At 66.3% G+C, this 16624-nt stretch carries 14 protein-coding genes; 9 read left to right on the top strand and 5 right to left on the bottom strand.

The window, feature by feature from the left end; translation table 11 throughout:
• Positions 1 to 66 precede the first annotated feature (66 nt).
• The 9 genes from AC3WMA_RS04180 (at position 67) to AC3WMA_RS04140 (ending at position 9767) form a co-directional block, all read left to right on the top strand.
• The gene (locus AC3WMA_RS04180) at positions 67 to 1503 is read left to right on the top strand and encodes an FAD-binding oxidoreductase (protein ID WP_492284132.1); all 1437 of its coding nucleotides are present in this window, start codon (positions 67 to 69) and stop codon (positions 1501 to 1503) included.
• Complete coding sequence (locus tag AC3WMA_RS04175) at positions 1500 to 2687, top strand: FAD-binding protein (protein ID WP_492284131.1); 1188 nt, start codon at positions 1500 to 1502, stop codon at positions 2685 to 2687. Before AC3WMA_RS04180 ends, AC3WMA_RS04175 begins: the two co-directional genes overlap by 4 nt.
• Entirely contained in the window at positions 2687 to 3313 is a 627-nt protein-coding gene (locus AC3WMA_RS04170; RefSeq protein ID WP_492284130.1) for a DUF2585 domain-containing protein, read from the top strand. Before AC3WMA_RS04175 ends, AC3WMA_RS04170 begins: the two co-directional genes overlap by 1 nt.
• A 3-nt stretch (positions 3314 to 3316) precedes the next feature.
• Complete coding sequence (glcF, locus tag AC3WMA_RS04165; protein WP_492284129.1) at positions 3317 to 4690, top strand: glycolate oxidase subunit GlcF; 1374 nt, start codon at positions 3317 to 3319, stop codon at positions 4688 to 4690.
• 196 nt (positions 4691 to 4886) lie between these two features.
• Entirely contained in the window at positions 4887 to 6461 is a 1575-nt protein-coding gene (gene hisS, locus AC3WMA_RS04160; protein WP_492284128.1) for a histidine--tRNA ligase, read from the top strand.
• 87 nt (positions 6462 to 6548) lie between these two features.
• Entirely contained in the window at positions 6549 to 6866 is a 318-nt protein-coding gene (locus AC3WMA_RS04155; protein WP_492284127.1) for a GIY-YIG nuclease family protein, read from the top strand.
• A gap of 185 nt (positions 6867 to 7051) precedes the next feature.
• On the top strand, positions 7052 to 8164 hold the full coding sequence (locus tag AC3WMA_RS04150; RefSeq protein WP_492284126.1) for an ATP phosphoribosyltransferase regulatory subunit: 1113 nt from the start codon (positions 7052 to 7054) through the stop codon (positions 8162 to 8164).
• A 5-nt stretch (positions 8165 to 8169) separates the two neighbouring features.
• Entirely contained in the window at positions 8170 to 9147 is a 978-nt protein-coding gene (hisG, locus tag AC3WMA_RS04145; RefSeq protein WP_492284743.1) for an ATP phosphoribosyltransferase, read from the top strand.
• Between the two features lie 134 nt (positions 9148 to 9281).
• Positions 9282 to 9767, top strand: a complete 486-nt coding sequence (locus AC3WMA_RS04140) for an META domain-containing protein (protein ID WP_492284125.1) — start codon at positions 9282 to 9284, stop codon at positions 9765 to 9767.
• 99 nt (positions 9768 to 9866) lie between these two features.
• Here AC3WMA_RS04140 and AC3WMA_RS04135 read toward each other — a convergent pair whose 3' ends face one another.
• The 5 genes from AC3WMA_RS04135 to groES all read right to left on the bottom strand — a co-directional run bounded on the left by AC3WMA_RS04135 (position 9867) and on the right by groES (position 16457).
• A complete protein-coding gene (locus AC3WMA_RS04135; RefSeq protein WP_492284124.1) occupies positions 9867 to 11960 on the bottom strand; it encodes an ABC transporter ATP-binding protein/permease in 2094 nt (697 codons plus the stop codon).
• Between the two features lie 203 nt (positions 11961 to 12163).
• Positions 12164 to 13276: a branched-chain amino acid ABC transporter substrate-binding protein gene (locus AC3WMA_RS04130; RefSeq protein WP_492284123.1), complete on the bottom strand. Its 1113-nt coding sequence runs from the start codon at positions 13274 to 13276 to the stop codon at positions 12164 to 12166.
• Positions 13277 to 13428: 152 nt separating this feature from the next.
• A complete protein-coding gene (gene phnD, locus AC3WMA_RS04125) occupies positions 13429 to 14343 on the bottom strand; it encodes a phosphate/phosphite/phosphonate ABC transporter substrate-binding protein (RefSeq protein WP_492284122.1) in 915 nt (304 codons plus the stop codon).
• Positions 14344 to 14482: 139 nt separating this feature from the next.
• The gene (gene groL / locus AC3WMA_RS04120; RefSeq protein WP_492284121.1) at positions 14483 to 16120 is read right to left on the bottom strand and encodes a chaperonin GroEL; all 1638 of its coding nucleotides are present in this window, start codon (positions 16118 to 16120) and stop codon (positions 14483 to 14485) included.
• Between the two features lie 49 nt (positions 16121 to 16169).
• A complete protein-coding gene (gene groES, locus AC3WMA_RS04115; protein WP_047576256.1) occupies positions 16170 to 16457 on the bottom strand; it encodes a co-chaperone GroES in 288 nt (95 codons plus the stop codon).
• Between the last annotated feature and the right edge of the window lie 167 nt (positions 16458 to 16624).

Below are 16624 nucleotides of genomic sequence, written 5' to 3'. Positions count from 1 at the left end.
CTAATCTGCCGCGCAGACAGAATATGTGCGTGGCGTGCCGCGAGTCGTGGAGATGGGAGGGGAGAGATGAGCGCGATAGCTTTTCCGGTGCCGGATGCCGGCATCCTCGCCCGCCGCGAATCGATTATCGCCGGCTTGGCACGGCTGGTCCCGCCGCAGGCGCTGATCACCAGCGACGACGAGCGCCGTCCCTATGAGACCGATGCGCTGACCGCCTATCGCCGCATGCCGCTCGCCGTCGTCCTGCCCTCGACGACGCAGGAAGTGGCGGCCGTGCTGCGTTATTGCCGGGACGAGGGCGTGCCGGTGGTGCCGCGCGGCTCCGGCACCTCGCTCGCGGGGGGCGCGATCCCGCAGGAGGATGCGGTCGTGATCGGCGTCTCCAAGATGAACCGCATCCTCGAGATCGACTACGCAAACCGCGTCGCGCGGGTCGAGGCCGGCGTGACCAACCTTGCCGTCACCGGGGCGGTTTCGGCCGAGGGCTTCTTCTACGCGCCCGATCCGTCCTCGCAGCTCGCCTGCTCGATCGGCGGCAATATCGGCATGAACTCGGGCGGTGCGCATTGCCTGAAATACGGCGTCACCACCAACAACGTGCTCGGCGTGACCATGGTCATGCTCGACGGCTCGGTCGTTGAAGTGGGTGGTGCCCATCTCGATTCACCGGGCTACGACCTGCTCGGCCTGATCAACGGCTCGGAAGGCCAGCTCGGTATCGTCACCGAGGCGACGGTGCGCATCTTGCGCGCGGCCGAGGGCGCGCGACCGGTGCTGTTCGGCTTCCCGACCAGCGAGCAGGCGGGGGCGGCTGTCGCCGCCATCATCGGTGCCGGCATCATCCCGGTCGCGATGGAATTCATGGACAAGCCGGCGATCGAGATCTGCGAGGCCTTCGCCAAGGCCGGCTACCCGATGGATGTCGAGGCGCTGCTGATCATCGAGGTCGAGGGTTCGGATGACGAGATGGACGCCCAGCTCGCCCGCATCGTCACGATCGCCAGGGAGCACGGCGTCAAGACCGTCAAGGAATCGAAATCGGCGATGGAGGCGGCTGCGATCTGGAAGGGCCGCAAATCCGCCTTCGGCGCCACCGGCCGCATCGCCGACTATATCTGCATGGACGGCACGATCCCGACCGGGCAATTGCCCTATGTGCTCAAGCGCATGGACGAGATCGTGAAGGGCTATGGCCTGCGCGTCGCCAATGTCTTCCACGCCGGCGACGGCAATCTCCATCCGCTGATCCTCTACAACTGCAACGATCCCGTGGAGGCACAGAAGGCGGAGGATGCCGGCATGGACATCCTCAAGCTCTGTGTCGAGGTCGGTGGTTGCCTCACCGGCGAGCACGGCGTCGGCATCGAGAAGCGCGACCTGATGACCTTCCAGTTCAATCCCGAGGACCTCGCCCAGCAGATGCGGGTGAGGGCGGTGTTCGACGAGCGCTGGCTGCTCAACCCGGCGAAGGTCTTCCCGCTGGAAGGCAGGGTGGCGGCGTGATCGTCCACACTCCCACCACCGAGGCGCAGGCTTGCGCCGTCGTGAAATCGGTCATCGACAATGCCGTGCCGCTCACCTTGCGTGGCGGTGGTACGCGCTCTGGCCTTGGCCGCCCGGCCCAGGCCGCCAGCACTCTCTCCAGCGCCGCCTTGACCGGCATCACCCTTTACGAGCCGGCCGAGATGGTCATTGCCGCCCGCGCCGGTACACCGCTCGCGCTCGTGCAGGAAACCCTCGCGGAACGCGGCCAGATGCTGCCCTTCGAGCCGATGGACCATCGCGCCCTCTATGGCAGCGAGGGCGAGCCGACGATCGGCGCGGTCGCCGCCTGCAACATCTCCGGCCCGCGCCGGATCAATGCCGGCGCCGCCCGCGACTCCCTGATCGGCGTCCGGCTGGTCAATGGCCGCGGCGAGATGATCAAGTCGGGCGGGCGCGTGATGAAGAACGTCACTGGGCTGGACCTCGTGAAGCTGCTGAGTGGCAGCCACGGCACGCTCGGCTTCCTCACCGAAGTCACCTTCCGCGTGCTGCCGCGGCCGGAGCGTGTCGCGACGCTGCAATGGCGCGGCCTCTCCGACAAAGTGGGAGTTGCGCTGCTGGCGAAAGCGCTGGGCTCGCCCTTCGAGCCGATGGCGGCGGCGCATCTCCCTGCCCGGATCGCTGGCGAGGAGGCGCTGACCCTGCTGCGTCTGGAGAATTTTTCGGACTCGATCGATTACCGTGCCGATGAACTTGCGCTGCTGCTCGACGACTATGGCACGCCCGATCGGCTGGAAGGAGCAGCCCCGACCGAGCTCTGGGTCGACATCCGCGATGCGGCCTTCTTCGCCGGTAGCGATGACGCGGTCTGGCGGCTCTCTCTGGCCCCGACCAACGGCCCGAAGGCCGCGGCTGCGATCGCGCGGATGATCCCGGCCGCACGCTGGTTTTACGACTGGGGCGGCGGACTGGTCTGGCTCGCGGTTCCCGCCTATGGCGATGCCGGCGCCGCCGCGATCCGCGCCGCGCTGAAGCCGCTCGGCGGCCATGCCACGCTGGTCCGCGCGCCCGATTCGATCCGCGCTGCCGTGGACGTGTTCCAGCCCTTGGCCGAGCCGCTGATGCGGGTAACGGCCGGCATCAAGAAGAGCTTCGATCCCGCCGGCATCTTCGAGCCCGGCCGGATCTATGCGGGGATCTGATGACGCTCGCCGATAGCCTTCCTACTGAAACCCGCGCCAGCTGGGCCCCCAACCGGCTCAGCCCCGTCGCGCTCGCCCTGGCCGCCGCGCTGCTGATCGCCGGCGTCGCCGCGATCCTGCTCTGGATGGGGCGTGAGCCGATCTGCAAATGCGGGACGATCAAGTTCTGGCAGGGCACGGTGATGTCCTCCGAGAATTCCCAGCACATCGCCGACTGGTACACCTTCTCGCACATTATCCACGGCTTCCTGTTCTATGGCCTGTTCTGGCTGATCCGCCGCATCACCGGCCTGCCGATCTCCTTCGGCCTTGCGCTCCTGCTCTCGATCCTGCTCGAAGGCGCCTGGGAAATCGCCGAGAACACCAATGCCGTGATCAACCACTATCGCTCGGCGACGATCTCGCTCGATTATTACGGCGACAGCGTCCTGAACTCGGTCAGCGACATCCTCTCGATGGTGCTGGGCTTCTTCTTTGCCCGCTTCGCGCCGGTCTGGCTGACGGTGACGAGCGCGCTGGCGATGGAGCTCGTCGTCGGCTGGCTGATCCGCGACAACCTGACCCTCAACGTCATCATGCTGCTCTGGCCGATGGACTGGATCAAAGCCTGGCAGGGTGGAGCCTGAGCGATGCAGACGAACTTCACCCCCGAGCGCCTCGCCTCCGATCCGCGCATGCCGGCTTCGGAGAAGATCCTGCGCACCTGCGTGCATTGCGGCTTCTGCACCGCGACCTGCCCGACCTATCTGCTGCTCGGCGATGAGCTCGATTCCCCGCGCGGGCGCATCTACCTGATCAAGGACATGCTGGAGAACGGCAAGCCCGCCACCCCCGAGGTGGTGAAGCATGTCGACCGCTGCCTCTCCTGCCTCTCCTGCATGTCGACCTGCCCTTCAGGCGTGCACTACATGCACCTCGTCGACCACGCCCGCGCCCATATCGAGGAAACCTACACCCGCTCCTGGCATGACCGTTTGCTGCGCAAGGTGCTGGCGGCGATCCTGCCCTATCCCGGCCGCTTCCGCGCGGCGATGCTGATGGCGCTGGTCGCCAAGCCGCTGGCGCCCGTTTTCGGCGTCATCCCTGTAATCGGCTCGCGCCTGAAGGCGATGCTGGCGTTGGCCCCCGCGCGCCTGCCGACCCGTTCCGCCATGGAAGGCCCGCAGAACTTTCTGCCGCCGGCCGAGCGCAAGCGCCGCGTCGCCTTGCTTTCCGGTTGCGCCCAGCCGGTGCTCGATCCCGCCATCAACGAGGCGACCATCCGCCTGCTCAACCGCCATGGCGTCGAGGTCGTGCTGCCGAAGGGGGAGGGCTGCTGCGGCGCGCTGGTCCACCATATGGGACAGGAGCACGATGCACTCGCCTTCGCCCGCACCAATATCGACGCCTGGATGGCGGAGATCGACGGCGAGGGGCTCGACGCGATCCTGATCACGGCCTCCGGCTGCGGCACGACGATCAAGGATTACGGCTTCATGTTCCGTGGCGAGCCTGCCTATGCCGAGAAGGCGGCGAAGGTCTCAGGCTTGGCGAAGGACGTCACCGAGTTCCTGGAGACGCTGGAGCTCGCTCCGGTCCGCGACGTCGCGATGCCGATCGCCTATCACTCCGCCTGCTCGATGCAGCACGGCCAGCAGCTTAAGGATGGCCCGAAGCGGCTGTTGTCGGGCGCCGGCTTCAAGGTCAAGGAGGTGCCGGAAGGCCATATCTGCTGCGGCTCGGCCGGCGTCTACAACATCCTCCAGCCCGAGATCGCGGGTAAGCTGCGCGAGCGCAAGATCGGCAATATCGAGCGCACCAAGCCGATGCTGGTCGCGACCGGCAATATCGGCTGCATGACCCAGCTCGCGAAGGGGTTTGCGGACAAGGGGGCCGCGACCCCGGTGGTGCATACGGCCGAACTGCTGGACTGGGCGACCGGCGGGCCGTTGCCGGAGAAGCTGGCGCGGGCCGGGATCGAGGATCGGCCGTTGCGGGAAAAGGCGCTGGCGGCGGCCGAATAGCCAACAAACGCGTCATGCTCGGGCTTGACCCGAGCATCTCCTGCCGAAGGGGGCGTAGGCGCCTTCTCGTCGTGAGATTCTCGGGTCTGCGCTTCGCTCCGCCCGAGAATGACGCCCCGTGACTTGCTCCCTGCGTCGCGGCGGTCTAACCCGCCTCGTACGTTTTGTACCGCACGCCCCAATCCGAGTTCGCCCCATGTCCGCCGACAAATCCGCCCCTGCCAAGCTGAAGGCCCGCCAGCCGCGCGGCTTCGTCGATCGCGGCCCGGCCGATGTCGCCGCCACCGAACGCATGCTCTCCGTCATCCGCGAGAGCTTCTCGGTCTATGGCTTCGATCCCGTCGAGACGCCCTTCGTCGAGTACACCGACGCGCTCGGCAAGTTCCTGCCGGATCAGGACCGGCCGAACGAGGGCGTCTTCTCCTTCCAGGACGATGACGAGCAGTGGCTCTCGCTGCGCTACGACCTGACGGCGCCGCTCGCCCGCTATGTCGCCGAGAATTTCGACGCGCTGCCGAAGCCCTATCGCAGCTACCGCGTCGGCTACGTCTTCCGCAACGAAAAGCCGGGGCCGGGCCGCTTCCGCCAGTTCATGCAGTTCGATGCCGATATCGTGGGCTCCGGCACCGTCGCGGGCGATGCCGAGATCTGCATGCTCGCCGCCGACACGATGGAGAAGCTCGGCATCAGGCGCGGCGACTATGTCGTGAAGGTCAACAACCGCAAGGTGCTCGATGGTGTGATGGATGCTGCTGGGATCGACCCTGCCGCGCGCCTCACTGTGCTCCGGGCGATCGACAAGGCCGACAAGTTCCCGCTGGAAGAAGTCCGCAAGCTCCTCGGCGAGGGCCGCAAGGACGAGAGCGGCGACTTCACCAAGGGCGCCGGGCTGTCCGATGCCCAGTCCGACCGCATCCTGCGCTATCTCGAACTCGGTCAGAAGCTCGCTGAGCTGGGCAAGGCCAATGCCGAGGATAGCGAAGGTTCCGCCAAGCTCTCCGCCGCAGCCCTCACCGACTTGCGCGCTCTCGTCGAGGGCGCCGAGAACGGTCAGGCCGGCATCGCGGAACTGGAGCAGATCCGCGAATTGATCACGGCGGCTGGCTATCTCGGGCGGGTCATCATCGACCCCTCGGTCGTCCGCGGTCTCGAATATTACACCGGCCCGGTCTACGAGGTGGAGCTGACCTTCCCTGTCACCAACGAAGACGGACAGGTCGTGCGCTTCGGCTCGGTCGCCGGCGGTGGGCGCTATGACGGCCTTGTCGGCCGCTTTCGGCCCGAGCCCGTGCCGGCGACCGGCTTCTCCATCGGCGTCTCCCGGCTGTTCTCGGCGCTGAAGGCGGTGAAGTCGCCGATCGTCGACAGCCGCAACGAGCTTCCGCTCGTCGTGGTCACCGCGATGGACAACAAGTCGCCTGAGTTCATGCCAGGCTATCAGGCGATGGTTTCGGCGCTGCGTCAGGCCAAGGATGCCGACGGCAAGCCGTTGCTGCGCGCCGATCTCTATCTCGGCGCCTCCGGCTTCAACGCCCAGATGAAATATGCCGACCGCCGCGGCGCGGTCTGCGCGATCATTCAGGGCTCATCGGAGCGCGAGGCCGGCACGGTCGTCATCAAGGACCTGATCCTCGGCGCCGAACTCGCCGCCGCGAGCCGCGACGTCAAGGATTCCGCCGAGCACAAGGCCAAGCAGGCCGAAGCCCAGTTCGCCGTGCCGGTCGCGGAGCTGGTCGAAGGCGTGAAGCGGGTGCTGGCGCGACATTCGTAGAGGTTTGAAGGGCGTCATGCTCGGGCTTGACCCGAGCATCTCTTGCCGGAGAGTCTCGGGCCTGCGCTCCCTTCGCCCGAGAATGACGTGAACCTCGAACCGTCCTTCGTCTACATCGTCACGAACAAGCCGCGGGGCACGCTGTATCTTGGCGTGACGGCTGACCTCGTGAGGCGCGTGAGTGAGCATAAGCTGGGTGCGGGACGTTCCTTCACAGCTCGCTACAATCTCGACAAGCTGGTTTGGTTCGAGACGTTCAGTGATATCGCATTGGCGATTCAGCGCGAGACGAGCCTCAAGCGCTGGTCCAGGGAATGGAAGATCGAGCTGATCGAAAAGAGCAATCCGGATTGGGGTGACCTGTTTGGGGATATCCATCCGCCGTCATTCTTGGCTGAAATGTAGCGGAGCATCGGGAAACCCAGGCGGGAAGAAGTGGGCGAGCCTCCTTCTGCATGAGATGCTCGGGTCAAGCCCGAGCATGACGCTCCATCCGACACTCAAAATCCCGTTCACCCATTTCATTCAAATCCCTCGAAAACCGGCGACGCGACTGCTAGGACGGCGCTCGCAACAGGACAGGACGAGCCGTGCCCGCAAGCCGCGCCAGCATCGAGACCGTGATCGCGCTCTTCGCCGGCGAGGGTTACGCCCATGCCGAGCCGGCGATCCTGCAGCCGGCCGATGTCTTCCTCGATCTCTCCGGCGAGGATATCCGCCGCCGCATCTTCATGACGCAGGATGCCGATGGCCGCGATTGGTGTCTGCGCCCGGAATACACCATCCCGGTAGCCCTTGATCACATCGCCTCGGGCTCGACCGAGCCTGCGGCCTATGCCTATGCCGGCCCGGTCTTCCGCATGCGCTCCGGCGAACCGGGCGAGTTCCTGCAGGCAGGGCTTGAATCCTTCGGTCGCGACGATTTCACCGCCACTGACGCCGAGATCATGGCGCTGACCATCGACGCGACGGCCATGCTCGGCCTCGCTGAACCGCGCATCGTCATGGGCGATGTCGCCGTGCTCGGCGCGCTGCTCGACGGTCTGAATGTGCCGCAGGGTGCCCGTCGCCGTCTGGTCCGCGCCGTGGTGCAGGGCAAGGGCACGGACGCCGTCGATGCGCTCGATCCTCCGGCTGCCGAGGGCGATGCCGCTCATGCCGGGCTGCTCAAGGCGCTCGAGGGGCAGGACCCCAAGGCCGCCCGCGCTTTCGTCGAGGATGTGCTCTCGATCGCCGGCATCTCGACTGTAGGCGGACGCTCCGCCGCCGATATCGCCGAGCGCTTTCTGGCCCGTGCCGCCGAGCGCGAGAACCCGGTCAATGGCGACGTCAAGGCGCTGCTGGCGCAGGTGCTCGCTGTCTCCGGCGATCCCGATGCGGCTTCGGCTTCGCTGCGGGCGCTCGCCGACCAGGCCTCGCTCGATATCGGCCGGCAGCTCGACGCCTTCGACGAGCGCACCGGCTTCCTCGCCGCGCGCGGCGTCGATATCGGAGCGATCCGCTTCTCGGCCGGCTTCGCCCGTAATCTCGACTATTATACCGGCTTCATCTTCGAGCTTCACGACACGGCCCGCGGCGACGGCAAGCCCGTGGCCGGCGGCGGCCGCTACGACAACGTCCTCGGACGCCTCGGCGCGAGCCGGCCGATCCCGGCCGTGGGCGCCTCGCTCTGGCTCGACCGCCTGACGGGAGACGCCGCATGAGCCAGATGCCGGATAACGACGCCCCGCTTGTCCTCGCCGTGCCCTCCAAGGGCCGCCTGCAGGAGAATGCCACCGCCTTCTTCGGCCGGGCCGGGCTGAAATTCGTCAAGTCGCGCGGCGAGCGTGACTATCGTGGCGCCATCGCCGGGGTCGATGGAGCGGAGGTCGCCTTCCTCTCGGCCTCCGAGATCGTCGCGCAGCTGTCGTCCGGCGCCGCCCATATCGGCATCACCGGTGAGGATCTGGTTCGCGAGCAGCTTTCGGATGCCGATGCTGCGGTCGAGATGCTGACCCCGCTGGGCTTCGGCCACGCCAATGTCGTCGTCGCCGTGCCGCAGGCCTGGATCGACGTGCGTACCATGGCCGATCTCGATGACGTCGCCTCGGCCATGCGGGCGCGCCATGGCAAGAAGCTGCGCGTCGCCACCAAATACGTGAACCTGACGCGGCGCTTCTTCGCGCAGCACGGCCTCGCCGATTACCGCATCGTCGAAAGCCTCGGCGCGACCGAAGGCGCGCCGGCTGCCGGCACGGCCGAGATCGTCGTCGACATCACTACGACCGGCGCGACGCTCTCGGCGAATGCGCTGAAAGTTCTTGATGACGGCGTGATGCTGGCGTCTGAGGCCAATCTCGTCGCCTCGATGCAGGCTCCGTGGGGCGCGCGGGCGAAGGCGGCGGCAAAGACCATCCTGTCGCGCATTGCGGCGGAGGAAGAGGGGCGCACGCTCCGCGAGGTCCGGGCGCGGCTCGATCTCGCGACGGATGCGCTGGCCGCACTGGAAGAACGCTTTGGCGCGCGTTTGCCGTTCGGAGCGCCAGCCAGCGGCACGCCGCTGACGCTGCATTGCCCGGACAAGGCCGTCTTCGCGCTGGTCGAGCATCTCGACGGCCTCGGCGCCGACGATATCACTGTCAGCGCCCCGGCTTATGTCTTCCGCCGCGCGAACCGCCTGCTGGAGCGCTTGAACGCCCGCATCTGATGCTGCGTGGCAGCATCGGAATGACGGGATCGCCCGCTGTTCAGCCTTGATCCCGAACGAATTGGCCTCTAGGCGTGTTAACCGGTTTGGCGGCACGCGGCGCGGCCGTGCGAGTGAATGCAGGTAAGACGATCATGATCCGACGCCTTGGCCTTGCGGCCGTCCTTGCGGTGTTTGCCGCGCCGATGCTGATGTACGGTGAGGCGATGGCGCAGAGCCGCCAGAAGATGCCGTCGCGTACGGAACTCGGCGGCGGGAATACGCCGATCCCGATGCCGCAGCAGGAGAAGACCTTCCCGCTCGGTGCGAGCTGGAGCGTTGTCGCGCTGAACGGCAAGCCGGTCCAGGACCGTCGCGCGACCTTGCTCGTCGACCAGAACCTGCGCGGCACCGGTTTCGGCGGCTGCAACACCTTCTCGGCCGCGGCCTATCCGCTGCGCCAGCAGGGCTTCGCGGTCGGTCCGATCGCCGTGACCCGCCGCAGCTGCGACAAGGGCATGCTCGATTTCGAACGAGCCTTCCTGATGGCGCTGCGCGCGACCCAGAAATGGGATCTGGTCAGCGGCCGACTCGTCCTGAAGGGTGGGGCCGGCGAGCTGACCCTCAGCCGCTCGCTCTGAGGCTGTTCCTCTCCTCGGGAGAGGCTTTCGACGCCATCGACGGACAACAAAAAGGGTCGCGCGAGCGACCCTTTTTGTTGCGTTGCACCGCGGCTGCCCTCAGGCGGCCGGGGCTTTCGCAGTCGGTGTCGGTGTGAAGGTGCCGTCCGCATTCGGCTCCATGGTGACGAGGGCGTCGTGCATGTTGCGCAGCGTCGTGCGGTGGCCGATCGAGACGATGCGGGTCTGCGGCAGTTCGCGGTCGATCGTCGCGTAGATTTCGCCCTCCAGCTTCTCGTCGAGCGAGGCGGTCGCCTCGTCGAGGAAGAGCCAGTCCGGCTTGCTCAGCAGCGCGCGCGCAACGGCCAGCCGCTGCTGCTCGCCGCCCGAGAGCCGCTGCCCCCACAGATCGACCTCGTCGAGCTTGTCAGCGAGATGGCCGAGCTTGACCTTCTCCATCGCGGCCCGGATCGCGGCATCGTCATAGTCGCCTTCCTCGGCCGGGTAGGCGAGCGCGGCCCGGAGCGAGCCCTGCGGCAGGTAGGGACGCTGCGGCAACAGCATGATCTCGGCGTTGGCGGGGATGCCGACCTTGCCGTCGCCGAAGGGCCAGATGCCGGCAATGGCGCGGAACAGCGTCGACTTGCCCGAGCCGGAAGGGCCGATCAGCAGCGTCGAGCGCGCGGTGCCGAGATCGAGCGCGCCGAGCTTCACGATCGGCTTGCCGTTCGGCAGGAGCAGGGTGGCGTCGCGGATATGCAGGCTCTCGTCGCGCGAGGTCTCGCGGCCGAGCGCCTCCTCGCTGATCGAACCGTGCTGCGCATCAGTAATCGCGGTCTCGAAGGAGGTCAGGCGGTTGATCGAGGCGAGATAGGAAGCAATCGAGGAGTAGCTGTTGATGATGAAGGACAGGGCCGTCTGGACCCGGTCGAAGGCGCCGGCGACCTGCATCATGACGCCGAGCGTGATCGTGCCGGCGAAATAGTACGGCGCCAGAATGATGTAGGGCAGGACGACGCTGAGCTGGTTGTAGGACAGCGTGAAGCTGGTCAGCTTCAGCCGGCGCCAGACCAGCCGGTAGAAGTTCTCGACGATGTCGCGGAAGCGCTGCGCGAGCTGGCCGCGCTCTGTCGGTTCGCCGACCATCAGCGCGATCTGCTCGGAATACTCGCGCAAGCGCGCCAGCGAGAAGCGGAAATTCGCCTCGCGCTTCTCCTGCTCGAATTCGAGGCGGATGAGCGGGCGGCCGATGATATGGGTCAGCCAGGTCGCAGCTGCCGCATAGAAGAATGCTACCCAGAAGATGTAGCCGGGAACCGCGAAGGAGGTACCCGGCAGGGTGAAGGCGACGGGAATGTTCCAGAGGATGATCGAGAACGACACCAGCGTGGAAACCTGCGAGAGCAGGGGCAGCGCGAAGCCATAGGTCGAGTTAACGAAGGAGCGCGTGTCTTCGGCGATACGCTGGTCGGGGTTGTCGACTGTGCCGGCGAGCGCGATCCGGTAATGCGTCGCATGGTCGAGCCACGCTTTCGTGTACTCGTTCGCCATGAACTGGCGCCAGCGGATCAGGATCGTATAGTTGGCGAACAGCTCGATCAGGTTCGAGGCCACCCACAGCGCGGCCCAGACGCAGAACACGTAGAAGAGCTGATACCAGAACGCCGCGGCGTCCTTGTTCTGCAGCGCGTCGTACATGTCGCGGTTGAAGAATGAGAGGCGCAGCGTGATGCCGACCTGCACCTGATTCAGCACGATCAGGAAGACGAAGAGCGAGACCGCGAGCGTGCCGAGCCGGATGCTGAACGGCCCGACCGGCCAGAGATTGGCAGTCGTGATCTGGTCGGATTCGAAATAAGGCGAGGCGATGCGGGCGATCCGCGCGATCACCGGCACGAAGGAGATCGCGTAGATCAGGATCGCGAAGACGCCGACCGTTGTCGGCAGGCTCGTCGGGATCGGCGGGATGCCGAGAGCCGCCGGCCACCAGCCGAATTGCGCCGCGATCGCGGATGCGCCGAACACGAGATATTCGATCGCGAAGACGCTGGAGAAGATCCGCAGGAAGAAGGGCAGTGCCGGCGAGCGGAAGGTGACGACCGCCAGCAGCAGGCCGATCACGCCCATACCGATCACGCCGGCCGATCCGGCCTGCTGGCCGCCGACCAGCGCGGCTGCCGCCAGCGCGGCGACGAGAATGCTCAACAAGCGCATAGATGGGAATCCTGGCGGGAAACGGTGAGAGCCACGATTCGGACCATGTCGCAGCGGGAGTGGCCTTTCAATGGCGGCGCGCCCGGATGAGCAAATTGTCATCTCGTGGAGAGCTGGCGGCGAGCCAAGGGGCCTGAAACGCAGCGCCCCGGGCGAGCGGGGCTCGTCCGGGGCGCGAAGCTGGAAGGTTTGGCTCTAGCCGATCACGGGGCGGCGACGATCTTGCCGGCGTCCCACTTGTACATCGAGAAGCTCGGCGAGCTCAGGTCGCCGGTCTTGCCATAGGTCAGCGTGCCGATCGCGGTCTTGACCGGCATGCCCGACTGCAGGGCCTTGGCGGCGCCGTTCGCGTCGCCCGGCTTGCCGGCCTTCTCGATCGCGGCCTTGAGCACCTCGACCGCGGCATAGGCGTTCAGCGTGAAGGCCTCGGGCGGGATGCCCTTCTCCTTCAGCGCCGCGACGGCCTGGGCCGAGTCGGGGTTCTTCAGCGCGTCGGTCGCGTTGGTGAAGAGCGTGCCGGTGGCATGATCGCCGCCGATCGCCGCGAACTCGGTGTTGGACAGGCCTTCGCCGCCGATGATCACCGCCTTGACGCCGGCATCGGCGAGCTGGCGCGCGAGCAGGCCGCCTTCCGGATGATAGCCGCCGAAATAGATCACCTCGACATTCGCGGCCTTGAGGCGCGTCACCACGGCCGAGAGGTCCTTGTCGCCGGGATTGACGGTCAGCGCCGCCACTTCCTTGAGCCCGCCGGCATTGATGCCCTTCTGGAAAGCATCGGCCAGGCCTTTGCCGTAGGTGCCCTTGTCATGGACGATCGCGATCTTCTTGTCCTTGAGGTTCTTCAGGACATAGGAGGCGGCGATGTCGGCCTGCTGGTCGTCGCGGCCGCAGGTGCGGAAGACATTGGTCAGGCCACGCGTCGTCAGCGCCGGCGAGGTCGCGGTCGGCGTCACCATCAGTACGCCGCTTTCGGCGAACACGTCCGAGACCGCCATGGCGACGCCGGAGGTCACCGGCCCGACCACGAACTTGACCTTGTCGCCGACGAGCAGGTTGGCGGAAGAAACGCCCTGCTTCGGGTCGCCGGCATCGTCGGCGAGTTTCAGCACGAGCTTCTCGCCGAGCACGCCGCCATTCTTGTTGATCACGTCGACGGCGGTCTGGGCGCCGTTCTTGACCTGGTCGCCATAGGCGGCGACCGGGCCGGTCAGCGGCGCGACGAGCCCGATGGTGATGTCGGCCTGTGCGGCCTGGGCAGAGAGGAAGAGGGCGGCGGCGAGCGCGGCGCCCGATAGGAGTTGGGAATTTTTCATTTGCATCTCCCTACGACATGCAACTTTAGCGCGCGATCCCGCGCGGGATCGCTTGCCGCCTGTATAGGCCAGGATGCCGTCCGAGGGCACTGCCCAAGCTTTCATCAGCCCTGTCGGCAAATGCATGGCTGTGCGGCAGGCAGTATCCGCATTCAGCCGTTGCGGGCCTTGCGCTGGGCTTCCAGCTCCTCGGTAACGGCGATCACGTCGAGATAATCCTCGTGGCGGGCCGGCGCGTAGCGCGAGACATGGCCGTCGGTGAAGCTCTTCCAGGCCTCCGGAGCGGCCTCCTTCATCGCGTTCATGGCGGCGACGAAATCGTCCTTCAGCCCCTGCGGCAGGTTGGCGCGGGTCGAGAACGGGCTCGCCGGGATCAGCGGCGAGGTCCAGAGCACGCGGGTCGAGCTGGCCGGGATCATGCCGCGCTGGGCGAGTCGCTGCGCGACGCCATGCTCGGCATTGACCTGATAGGTCGCGACGACGTCGAACTGGCCGCGCACCAGCGCGAGCACCGAATTGTCATGGCCGCCGGAAAAGACCGTGCCGCTGAAATGGGCTTTCGGGTCGATGCCCTGCTTGCGCAGGAAATAGGACGGGAAGGCGTAGCCGGAGGTCGAGTTCGGGTCGGCGAAGGCCATGACCTTGCCCTTGAGATCGGCAAGGCTCTGATAGGGGCTCTCCGCCCGCACCAGCAGCACGGAGTAGTAGCCTTCCTGCCCCTGGTTATCGACGTCGCGGATCAGCGGCTGGAGCTTGTCGCCGAGCACCCGGCGGCCGAGCGCGTAGACCGCCGGCCCGAAGCGCGCGAAATCGACCTGGTCGGCCCGCATCGCCTCGACGAGGCCGGCATAGTCCGAGACCCGGAAGAAACGCACGGGCACGCCGAGGCGCTGCGACAGGTAGTCGACCATCGGCTGGGTGCGGGCGATGGCGCCGACCTCGTTCTCGGCGGAGGAAACGCCGAAGCGAACTTCCTTGATGCCCTGCCGCCAGTCCGGTGCCTGCGCGAAGGCGGGGGCGATGCTGCCGGCGGCAAGGCCGGCGAGGACGAAGCGGCGTGTCGGCATGATGGTCTCTGGCGCGATGATCTGATCGCGCCTCGATGCGCGCACGCGACGACGGCCGGATGGCAGGCGGATGACAGTGCCGTGAAACGAAAAAGGCCCGGCTTGCGCCGGGCCTTCCTTGATTGCCTGAGAGGCTGGATCAGAAGTCCATGCCGCCCATGCCGCCGCCGCCCATCGGGGGCATCGGGGCGTCCTTCTTCGGCAGGTCAGCGACCATCGCCTCGGTGGTGATCAGCAGGCCAGCGATCGAAGCCGCGTCCTGGATCGCCGTGCGCACGACCTTGGTCGGGTCGATGATGCCGGCCTTGACCAGATCGCCGTACTCGCCGGTCTGGGCGTTGTAGCCGTAGGTGTAGTCCTTCGACTCCAGCAGCTTGCCGATCACGACCGCGCCGTCATCGCCGGCGTTGTCGACGATCTGGCGCGCCGGAGCGGCGATCGCCTTGCGGACGATCTCGACGCCGGTCTTCTGGTCGTCGTTCTGGGTCTTGATGCCCTTGACCGAGGACAGGGCGCGCAGGAGGGCGACGCCGCCGCCCGGCAGGATGCCTTCTTCGACCGCAGCGCGGGTCGCGTTCAGGGCATCGTCGACGCGGTCCTTCTTCTCCTTGACCTCGACCTCGGTCGCGCCGCCGACGCGGATGACCGCGACGCCGCCGGCGAGCTTGGCCAGACGCTCCTGGAGCTTCTCACGGTCGTAGTCCGAGGAGGTCTCCTCGATCTGGGCCTTGATCTGGCCGACGCGAGCCTCGATGTCCTTCTTCTTGCCGGCGCCGTCGATGATCGTGGTGTTCTCCTTCTCGATGCGCACGCGCTTGGCGCGGCCGAGCATGTTGAGCGTCACGGTCTCGAGCTTGATGCCGAGGTCTTCCGAGATCATCTGGCCGGCGGTCAGGATCGAGATGTCCTCGAGCATGGCCTTGCGGCGATCGCCGAAGCCCGGAGCCTTGACGGCCGCGACCTTCAGGCCGCCACGGAGCTTGTTGACGACGAGCGTGGCCAGGGCCTCGCCCTCGACGTCCTCGGCGATGATGAGGAGCGGCTTGCCGGTCTGCACGACGGCCTCGAGGATCGGCAGCATCGCCTGGAGCGAGGACAGCTTCTTCTCGAAGACGAGGATGTAGGGGTCGTCGAGCTCGGCGACCATCTTCTCGGAGTTGGTGATGAAGTACGGCGAGAGGTAGCCGCGGTCGAACTGCATGCCCTCGACGACGTCGAGTTCGGTATCGGCGGTCTTGGCTTCCTCGACGGTGATGACACCCTCGTTGCCGACCTTCTGCATGGCCTTCGAGATCATCTCGCCGACCGACGAGTCGCCGTTGGCCGAGATGGTGCCGACCTGCGCGACTTCCGCGTTCGAGGTGACCTTCTTCGAGTTCTTCTTGAGGTCGGCGACGATGGCCTCGACGGCCAGGTCGATGCCGCGCTTCAGGTCCATCGGGTTCATGCCGGCCGCAACCGACTTGGCGCCTTCACGGACGATCGCCTGGGCGAGAACGGTGGCGGTGGTGGTGCCGTCGCCGGCATGGTCGTTCTGGCGCGAAGCGACTTCGCGGACCATCTGGGCGCCCATGTTCTCGAACTTGTCGGCGAGCTCGATCTCCTTGGCGACGGTGACGCCGTCCTTGGTGATGCGCGGAGCGCCGAACGACTTCTCGATCACGACGTTGCGGCCCTTCGGACCCAGCGTGACCTTCACGGCATTGGCGAGGACATCCACGCCGCGCAGCATCTTGTCGCGGGCTTCAGTGCCGAATTTGACGTCTTTGGCAGCCATGAGAGCTACTCCTTAGAACTTGAAACGGAAGAGAGCGGTCAGGCGGCGATCAGCCGACGACGCCCATGATGTCGGATTCCTTCATGATCAGGAGGTCCTGACCGTCGATCTTGACCTCGGTGCCCGACCACTTGCCGAACAGGACGCGGTCGCCCTTCTTGACGTCGAGGGCAACGAGCTTGCCGGCCTCGTCACGCGCGCCGGAACCGACGGCGATGACCTCGCCCTCCTGGGGCTTTTCCTTGGCGGTCTCGGGGATGATGATGCCGCCCTTGGTCTTCTCTTCGCTGTCAAGGCGGCGGACCACAACGCGGTCATGCAACGGACGGAACTTCATGGTTCTGTCTTCCTCTCGGTCTTATTCGTTTCGGGTGCCTCTGAAGGGCTCCCGGGGGAGGCTGTTAGCAGTCACCAAGTGAGAGTGCTAACAGATGCCAGCGGAGATAGGCGCGGGGGTCCGGAGAGTCAAGGAAGCACCCGGCGATAAAGTGAACGCGGCGGATG

It is taken from the genome of Allobosea sp. FW305-C-101 (genome assembly GCF_058783685.1).
This window is presented reverse-complemented; position numbering and strand designations above follow the sequence as displayed.

Coding starts and splice junctions, on each gene's coding strand:
- AC3WMA_RS04135 (WP_492284124.1), bottom strand. CDS start 11,960: ATGCGCTTGTTGAGCATTCTCGTCGCCGCGCTGGCGGCAGCCGCGCTG.
- hisS (WP_492284128.1), top strand. CDS start 4,887: ATGTCCGCCGACAAATCCGCCCCTGCCAAGCTGAAGGCCCGCCAGCCG.
- groES (WP_047576256.1), bottom strand. CDS start 16,457: ATGAAGTTCCGTCCGTTGCATGACCGCGTTGTGGTCCGCCGCCTTGAC.
- AC3WMA_RS04170 (WP_492284130.1), top strand. CDS start 2,687: ATGACGCTCGCCGATAGCCTTCCTACTGAAACCCGCGCCAGCTGGGCC.
- AC3WMA_RS04180 (WP_492284132.1), top strand. CDS start 67: ATGAGCGCGATAGCTTTTCCGGTGCCGGATGCCGGCATCCTCGCCCGC.
- AC3WMA_RS04140 (WP_492284125.1), top strand. CDS start 9,282: ATGATCCGACGCCTTGGCCTTGCGGCCGTCCTTGCGGTGTTTGCCGCG.
- groL (WP_492284121.1), bottom strand. CDS start 16,120: ATGGCTGCCAAAGACGTCAAATTCGGCACTGAAGCCCGCGACAAGATG.
- glcF (WP_492284129.1), top strand. CDS start 3,317: ATGCAGACGAACTTCACCCCCGAGCGCCTCGCCTCCGATCCGCGCATG.
- phnD (WP_492284122.1), bottom strand. CDS start 14,343: ATGCCGACACGCCGCTTCGTCCTCGCCGGCCTTGCCGCCGGCAGCATC.
- hisG (WP_492284743.1), top strand. CDS start 8,170: ATGCCGGATAACGACGCCCCGCTTGTCCTCGCCGTGCCCTCCAAGGGC.
- AC3WMA_RS04130 (WP_492284123.1), bottom strand. CDS start 13,276: ATGAAAAATTCCCAACTCCTATCGGGCGCCGCGCTCGCCGCCGCCCTC.